Genomic DNA, 8,111 nt, shown 5'->3' with positions numbered 1-8,111 from the left:
AGTTCTTTATTAGAAACAAGGTTACGGGAAGACATGTCTGCTCCTGAGTGCATTAAGCGAATTCAAATTAACGGAAATGGGCTGAAAATAGCGCGGCTATTCTCTCAAAGCACTTTTCTCACTGCAAACGTTTTACTGGAGAAATAGTGCTCTTTAGCGCTTATTTTTAGGATAAAAAACCAAACTCCAATTTTTCATCTAAATTTAAGCAAACGTTTGGTTTACAGACAGGCGTAAAAATAACTTGTAATTCGACCATTCAAAACTAGAATAGACGTCTAGATGTAGAAACACCTACATAAACTAATGAATAACGATGGTGAGCGAAGCTTGCCATAGTCCAACGATTAAAAGTGGAGCTCTCATGGTTAAGCACCTGTTTACTTCTGAATCCGTTTCAGAAGGCCATCCAGATAAAATTGCAGACCAAATTTCTGATGCAGTTTTGGATGCGATTCTAGAACAAGACATCAAAGCGCGCGTTGCTTGTGAAACTTACGTGAAAACCGGCATGGTCATGGTTGGTGGTGAAATCACGACCTCTGCATGGGTAGACATTGAAGAGCTTACTCGCCAAACCGTTCGTGAAATTGGTTACGTCAACTCAGAGATGGGTTTCGATGCCAATTCTTGCGCTGTTTTGAATACCATTGGTAAACAGTCACCTGATATCAACCAAGGTGTTGATAAGGCCGACCCTAAAGAACAAGGCGCCGGTGACCAAGGTATTATGTTCGGTTACGCGACCAACGAAACTGAAATCCTGATGCCGGCACCGATCACCTACGCTCACCGCTTGATGCAAAAACAAGCAGAAGTGCGTAAAAATGGCACGCTTTCTTGGCTACGTCCTGATGCAAAATCTCAAGTTACCTTCCAATATGACCAAGGTAAAATTGTCGGAATTGATGCAGTCGTTCTTTCAACGCAACATTGCGACTCTATCTCGACAGCTGACCTACGCGAAGGCGTCATGGAAGAGATCATTAAGCCAGTGTTGCCAGCCGAGTGGCTTAGCAAAGAGACCAAATTTTTCATCAACCCAACCGGTCGTTTTGTGATTGGCGGCCCAATGGGTGACTGTGGTTTAACTGGTCGTAAGATCATCGTTGATACCTACGGCGGCGCAGCGCGTCACGGTGGTGGTGCATTCTCTGGTAAAGATCCATCAAAAGTAGACCGTAGTGCAGCCTACGCGGCGCGTTATGTAGCGAAAAACATCGTGGCGGCTGGCCTTGCTGACCGCTGTGAAATTCAGTTGTCATACGCCATTGGTATCGCAGATCCAACCTCAATCATGGTCGAAACCTTTGGTACTGAAAAAGTATCACAAGAGATCATCATTGAAGCGGTACGCCAGCACTTCGACCTACGCCCATACGGCTTACAAGAAATGCTCAATTTACTGCAACCGATCTACAAGAAAACCGCCGCTTACGGTCACTTCGGCCGTGAAGAGTTTCCTTGGGAAGCGACTGACAAAGCCGCCATCCTGCGTGACTTTGCTGGCTTGAAGTAATTTTCAACCTAGTTTAAATTTGTAAGCCCTTGCTCATTCGCAAGGGCTTTTTTCTAGGAATGAATCTGTGCCTAATTTTGAGCTACATTACCGCGCGCAAGTAAAAGCAAAACAGTGCATCACAACCGCTCGTCACTATTTTCAACATGACTTCCCTATGCCGAGTATCAACTATCAGTTGCGGGGAAAGGCGGCAGGTAAGGCTTATTTACAACGTTGGGAAATCAGACTGAATCCAGTGCTGTTTGCTGAAAATCAACGCGCCTTTCTCGATGAAGTGATCCCACATGAAATCGCCCACCTAATTACCTACCAGCGCTATGGTCGCGTTCCTCCACACGGTAAAGAGTGGCAGGCTGTGATGAATCAAGTGTTTCATTTACCAGCCAATACCACTCATCGCTTTGAAGTCTCTTCAGTGCAAGGTAAAACCTTTGAATATCGCTGCGCCTGTGCGCATTACCCGCTCACTGTCCGTCGCCACAATAAAGTGATGCGCAATCAAGCCACCTACCGCTGCCAACACTGTGCACAAACGCTCCATTTTACTGGCGTGCAGCTTTCCTAAATAAACTTTGGTTGCTGCTACTTGAATCTACAGCTGTGTGGTTACACCCATCTGCAATTAACAACAAAAACATCATTTATTATTCTTTAATCTGAGTGTTAGACTAATAAAAACCATACTTATATCAGTCTAAATGATGTCCTATTTTCGCTTATTGCTTGTGAATAGCAGCTTAGCTTTGTTCTCGTTTTGTGCCCTAGCTGCGCCTCCCGCTTCCTTTTCTCAAGCTAAAAAAGAAGCATTGAAAATCTATCATGATCATCCAGTGAGCTTTTACTGCGGTTGTGACATTGCATGGCAAGGTAAGAAAGGCACGCCCGACTTACAAGCTTGTGGTTACCAAGTTCGCAAACAACAAACTCGCGCCAGCCGTATTGAATGGGAACACGTCGTCCCTGCTTGGCAATTTGGCCACCAGCGTCAGTGCTGGCAACAAGGTGGGCGTAAAAATTGCACCAAAAATGATACTATTTTTCGTTCGATGGAAGCTGACCTTCACAACCTGACGCCGGCGATTGGCGAAGTTAACGGCGATCGTTCAAACTACAATTTCAGTCAGTGGAATGGCGTAGAAGGTGAAAGCTATGGCCGTTGTGAAATGCAGGTCGATTTTAAACAACGCAAAGTCATGCCACCCGATAGAGCACGTGGCTCAATTGCTCGTACCTATCTGTACATGAGCCAAAACTATGGCTTTCAGTTATCCAAGTCCCAAACACAACTAATGCAAGCGTGGAATCGCCAATACCCAGCCGATGAGTGGGAATGCAAACGCGATCAGCGAATTGCCAAAGTTCAAGGCAATCACAACCCATTTGTGCAGCAACAGTGCCGTTCATGAGGTACTTTTTGTGGGCCATTTTCGTGATTGAAACTCGCCCTTGCCCCTTGTTTTTTCAGTGTAAAGCATCCATGTTAATGGCTATTCAACGTCAGGTAGGAACTATCCATGCGTATCCCTAGAATTTATCATCCGACTCCTCTTCAACCCTCAAGCATTATTGCTCTCAATGATGATGCGGCTGGGCATATTGGCCGGGTGTTACGCATGCAAGCGGGCCAAGAAGTACTGCTTTTTGATGGCAGTGGCGCGGAATTTCCAGCGGAAATTACCGAGGTCAGCAAAAAAAATGTGCTGGTCAATGTGTTGAAAAGAGTCGAAAGCAGCTGTGAATCGCCTCTTAATTTACACCTTGGGCAGGTGATCTCGCGTGGAGACAAAATGGAGTTCACCATTCAAAAATCGGTCGAACTTGGCGTCAATACCATCACGCCTTTGATTTCTGAACGTTGCGGCGTGAAATTAGATGCCAAACGTTTTGAGAAAAAACTGGAACAGTGGCAAAAAATTGCAATCAGCGCTTGTGAGCAGTGCGGCCGCAATATAGTGCCGCTGATCCGCCCAATTATGCAGTTGGAAGAGTGGTGTGCCGAACCCAGTGATGCGCTCAAGCTCAACTTACATCCACGTGCGAAGTATTCGATTAATACCCTGCCTCAACCCATCAATAAAGTCCGTTTGTTGATTGGCCCTGAAGGGGGCTTATCAGAATCAGAAATTAGTATGACTGAACAGTACCATTTTGAAGAAACCTTGCTAGGCCCACGCGTACTGCGTACTGAAACTGCGGCCTTAACGGCTATTACTGCTCTTCAAGTTCGCTTTGGCGATCTTGGCTAACCGGAGAAAAACAATGATTAAACTTGGTATCGTCATGGACCCTATCTCGTCCATTAACATCAAAAAAGATTCCAGCTTTGCCATGTTGCTAGAAGCGCAGCGTCGTGGTTATGAAATCCACTATATGGAGATGAATGATCTACACTTAGATCAAGGTGTCGCTTTTGCCGATACCAAAGTGGTGACATTAAAAGAAGATCCGAACGGTTGGTATGAGTTTTTATCTGAGCAAACTATTCCACTGGCTGATCTCGATGCAGTGTTGATGCGTAAAGATCCGCCGTTTGACACAGAATATATCTACGCAACCTACATTCTAGAACGAGCAGAAGAAGCAGGAACATTAATCGTCAATAAGCCGCAAAGCTTACGTGACTGCAATGAGAAACTGTTTACGGCATGGTTCCCTGAACTAACGCCAACCACCATAGTGACGCGTAAAGCGGAAAAAATTAAAGCCTTCCGCGCGCAACATGGTGATGTGATTTTAAAACCGTTAGACGGTATGGGCGGAGCATCTATCTTCCGCGTTAAAGAGGGTGATCCAAACGTATCTGTCATTATCGAAACATTAACTAACCACGGCCAAAACTACTGTATGGCGCAAACTTTTGTACCTGACATCAGCAACGGTGATAAACGTATTTTAGTGGTCGATGGTGAACCAATGCCTTACTGCCTAGCGCGAATTCCGGCACAAGGTGAAACCCGTGGCAATTTGGCAGCTGGTGGCCGTGGTGAAGCGCGTCCGCTAAGCGAAACCGATAAAAAAATTGCTCAAACTATTGCTCCAACATTGAAAGAAAAAGGCTTAATCTTTGTCGGACTTGACGTTATTGGCGACAAGCTCACTGAGATCAACGTGACGAGCCCTACGTGTATTCGTGAAATAGAGGCCGCCTTTGATATCTCAATTACCGGTAAGTTGATGGACGCGATTGAGCGTCGAATCAACAAGTCATGCTGAACTGGGCAAACTCTTGCCCAGTAATTTGCGATAGGTTGGAGGCAGTATGAATCTTACAAATCATTTTTTAGTCGCCATGCCAAGTATGAGAGACCCTTACTTCAAGCACAGTGTTATTTACATCTGTGAGCACAATGAAGAAGGGGCGATGGGCTTGATGATTAATGTGCCGATTGATATCACCGTGGGCGGCATGTTAAACCAAGTCGATGTTGAGCCAAGCTATCCGAAGCTTCAACTTGATAGCCTAAAAAGGCCCGTCTTGAATGGCGGTCCTGTTTCTGAAGATCGTGGGTTTATTCTACATCGACCGAAAGATCATTATGAGTCCAGCATCCGTATGAGCGATGACATTGCCGTCACCACATCGAAAGATATTTTAACGGTACTGGGCACAGATGCCGAACCAAGTCACTATCTTGTGGCTCTGGGTTATTCAGGCTGGGAGCCGGGTCAGCTTGAGTTAGAGCTGGCTGAAAATTCTTGGTTAACCATTGAGGCCGATCCAGATGTTATCTTTAATACGCCCATTCACGATAAGTGGAATCAGGCGATTAAAAAACTCGGCATTGACCCCATCCAACTCTCAGCACAAGCTGGGCATGCTTAACTTTTACGGCTCTAACCTTTACGGCTCTAACTAGGTAACGCGCCTTTTTAGAGCCTTCGTTGCACCATTCAAGATACTGATTATGACATCCAGAACCATTATGGCTTTTGACTTTGGCACCAAAAGCATCGGCAGTGCGATTGGCCAAGAAGTTACAGGCACCGCATCGCCACTTAAAGCCTTTAAAGCCAATGACGGAATTCCACATTGGGAAGAGATCGAAAAGCAGATCAAAGAGTGGCAACCCCATTTATTGGTGGTAGGGCTACCAACAGATTTGCACGGCAAAGCATTAGAAGCCATTACCCCACGAGCCAAAAAATTTGCGCAGCGTTTACACGGGCGCTTTGGCTTAGCCGTCGAGATGCATGACGAACGGCTTTCAACCCGGGAAGCCCGCGCCGACTTGTTTGCCATGGGCGGCTATAAGGCGCTGAGCAAAGGCAATGTCGATTGCCAATCAGCTGTAGTGATCTTAGAGAGCTGGTTTGAAGCGCAATGGGGCGCGTAACTTAACCTCGTGTAACTTAACTTTAATACAGCGGTGCAGCACAATCCCGAATCGAGTTCGGGATTGTTCGTCTTAAACTGCGACTATTCCATATCAATCTGCACGTTATCCAATGTGCCACTGCTGATCCCTTCGCCACGCTTTGTTTTTAACATTAAACGCAAATCGTTAGCCGAGTCAGCGCTGTGCAGTGCATCTTGTTCACTGATTTTGTCCTCAACGACCAGTTGATACAGTGCTTGGTCAAAAGTCTGCATCCCCACTTCTTTTGATTTGCCCATCGTCGCTTTCAATTCGTGCAGATCACCGCGGCGGATCAAATCGGAAATTCGAGGACTGTTGAGTAAAATCTCAAACACACCATGTCGTCCCTTGCCATTTTTATCGCGGATCAACTGCTGCCCCACGACGCCTTTGAGGTTCATCGACAGATCAAACAAAAACTGCTCTTTTTGCTCTTTAGGAACCAAATGCAAAATTCGCTCAAGCGCTTGGTTGGCATTGTTAGCATGTAACGTTGCCATACATAAATGACCTGTCTCGGCAAAGGTCATCGCATATTCCATCGTTTCACGTGAACGGATCTCACCAATTAAAATCATATCAGGGGCTTGGCGCAGAGAGTTTTTCAGAGCCACTTCGTAACTCTCGGTATCCAACCCTACTTCTCGCTGGGTCACAATGCAACGCTGATGCTCATGCACAAACTCAATCGGATCTTCCACTGTTAAAATATGCCCAGTTCGGTGCGAGTTACGATAGCCCGTCATGGCCGCCATGGTGGTCGATTTTCCCGACCCCGTCGCGCCGACCACCAGCACCAGCCCACGCTTTGCAATCGAGAGATCTTGCAACACACCCGGTAACTTTAATTCTTCAAAAGTGGGGATATGAGTTTCAATACGGCGGATCACCGCACCGGGCAGCTCACGCTGAAAAAAAGCACTGACACGAAAACGGCCAATCTCTCTCACCACTGCAAAATTGGCTTCACGTGTGCGTTGAAATTCACGGCGGCGATCCTCATCCATCATGGCATCTAACAACGCCATCACCTGCGTTTGGGATAACTTTTCGCCATGAGCTCTTAACTCTCCATCGACGCGAAATAATACTGGCGCTCCTACGGTGAGGTACAAGTCGGAAGCTTTTTGAGTCAACATACCCTCAAGACATTGGTTCAGTTCCATGAGCTCTCTCTTAAAATGGTGATGAATTGACTTCCAGTTTTTTCTGCACTTCTTCTTGATCGACAATACCTTGCGCAATCAACTGTTTGGAATTCTGTTCCATGGTTTGCATGCCATGTGCCGCACCCGTTTGGATGATGGAGTACATCTGCGCAACCTTATCCTCGCGGATCAAGTTACGAATCGCTGGAGTAGCAAGCATAATTTCATGACATGCGACGCGGCCACCGCCTAAACGTTTTAGCAGCTTTTGCGCAATCACGGCTCGCAATGATTCGGAGAGCATTGAACGAACCATCTCTTTATCACTACCGGGAAACACATCAATGATCCGGTCGATAGTTTTCGCCGCAGAGCTGGTATGTAACGTGCCAAACACTAAATGCCCGGTTTCAGCCGCGGTTAACGCTAAGCTGATGGTTTCTTGATCGCGCAGCTCACCGACTAAGATTACATCCGGATCTTCGCGCAGCGCCGAGCGTAGCGCCGCTTTAAAACTGTGGGTATCTCGGTGCACTTCACGTTGGTTAACCAAACATTTATTGTTGCTATGCACAAACTCAATGGGGTCTTCAATGGTTAAAATGTGTTTGTTGTGATGAGAATTAATGTAATCAACCATTGCTGCCAGTGTGGTCGACTTACCCGACCCTGTTGGCCCAGTCACCAGCACCAATCCTTTCTCATAATTGGCGATTTTATTAAAAATGTCAGGTGCTTGTAGTTCTTCCAAGGTTGGGATCACCGTAGGAATCGTCCGGAAAACCGCAGAGCAGCCACGAGATTGATGGAAAGCATTGACACGAAAACGCCCTACATTAGGCAGCTCAAATGAGAAATCCACTTCCAGTTTCTCTTCAAATTCACTACGCTGAGCATCGTTCATGATCTCAAAAATCAAACGATGCACGTCAGCATGAGTAAAAGCAGGCACTCCGAGCTTTCTTACTTCACCATCTATCCGTACCATAGGTGGAACACCTGCAGATAGGTGTAGATCCGAAGCGTTGTGCTTTACACTAAAATCCAGTAGCTCAGCGATATCCATTTAATTTCCTTAGTAAA

Annotated in this window: 9 protein-coding genes; 7 read left to right on the top strand and 2 right to left on the bottom strand. The window is 46.3% G+C overall.

Features of this window, described 5'->3' with window-relative positions:
* Nucleotides 1–364 precede the first annotated feature (364 nt).
* From metK to ruvX, 7 genes are all read left to right on the top strand, one after another.
* Nucleotides 365–1,519 carry a methionine adenosyltransferase gene (gene metK / locus NB504_RS08240; RefSeq protein ID WP_026027375.1) on the top strand — a complete coding sequence of 385 codons (1,155 nt, stop codon included), beginning with the start codon at nt 365–367 and terminating at the stop codon, nt 1,517–1,519.
* Between the two features lie 67 nt (nt 1,520–1,586).
* The gene (locus NB504_RS08235; protein ID WP_010320653.1) at nt 1,587–2,087 is read left to right on the top strand and encodes a SprT family zinc-dependent metalloprotease; all 501 of its coding nucleotides are present in this window, start codon (nt 1,587–1,589) and stop codon (nt 2,085–2,087) included.
* Between the two features lie 133 nt (nt 2,088–2,220).
* Nucleotides 2,221–2,928: a deoxyribonuclease I gene (gene endA / locus NB504_RS08230; protein ID WP_013857813.1), complete on the top strand. Its 708-nt coding sequence runs from the start codon at nt 2,221–2,223 to the stop codon at nt 2,926–2,928.
* A gap of 108 nt (nt 2,929–3,036) precedes the next feature.
* Nucleotides 3,037–3,768: a 16S rRNA (uracil(1498)-N(3))-methyltransferase gene (gene rsmE, locus NB504_RS08225; protein WP_013857814.1), complete on the top strand. Its 732-nt coding sequence runs from the start codon at nt 3,037–3,039 to the stop codon at nt 3,766–3,768.
* A gap of 13 nt (nt 3,769–3,781) precedes the next feature.
* Entirely contained in the window at nt 3,782–4,735 is a 954-nt protein-coding gene (gshB, locus tag NB504_RS08220; protein ID WP_040122940.1) for a glutathione synthase, read from the top strand.
* A gap of 46 nt (nt 4,736–4,781) precedes the next feature.
* Nucleotides 4,782–5,345: a YqgE/AlgH family protein gene (locus NB504_RS08215; protein WP_258428624.1), complete on the top strand. Its 564-nt coding sequence runs from the start codon at nt 4,782–4,784 to the stop codon at nt 5,343–5,345.
* Nucleotides 5,346–5,427: 82 nt separating this feature from the next.
* On the top strand, nt 5,428–5,856 hold the full coding sequence (ruvX, locus tag NB504_RS08210; protein ID WP_258428623.1) for a Holliday junction resolvase RuvX: 429 nt from the start codon (nt 5,428–5,430) through the stop codon (nt 5,854–5,856).
* A gap of 83 nt (nt 5,857–5,939) precedes the next feature.
* Here ruvX and NB504_RS08205 read toward each other — a convergent pair whose 3' ends face one another.
* Nucleotides 5,940–7,046, bottom strand: coding sequence for a PilT/PilU family type 4a pilus ATPase (locus NB504_RS08205; RefSeq protein WP_017048293.1), 1,107 nt, complete (start codon nt 7,044–7,046; stop codon nt 5,940–5,942).
* Nucleotides 7,047–7,056: 10 nt separating this feature from the next.
* The gene (locus tag NB504_RS08200) at nt 7,057–8,094 is read right to left on the bottom strand and encodes a type IV pilus twitching motility protein PilT (protein WP_013857819.1); all 1,038 of its coding nucleotides are present in this window, start codon (nt 8,092–8,094) and stop codon (nt 7,057–7,059) included.
* Nucleotides 8,095–8,111: the final 17 nt, after the last annotated feature.

Source organism: Vibrio sp. RM-69-4 (assembly GCF_024743775.1).
Classification (GTDB): Bacteria; Pseudomonadota; Gammaproteobacteria; order Enterobacterales; family Vibrionaceae; genus Vibrio; species Vibrio anguillarum.
This window is presented reverse-complemented; position numbering and strand designations above follow the sequence as displayed.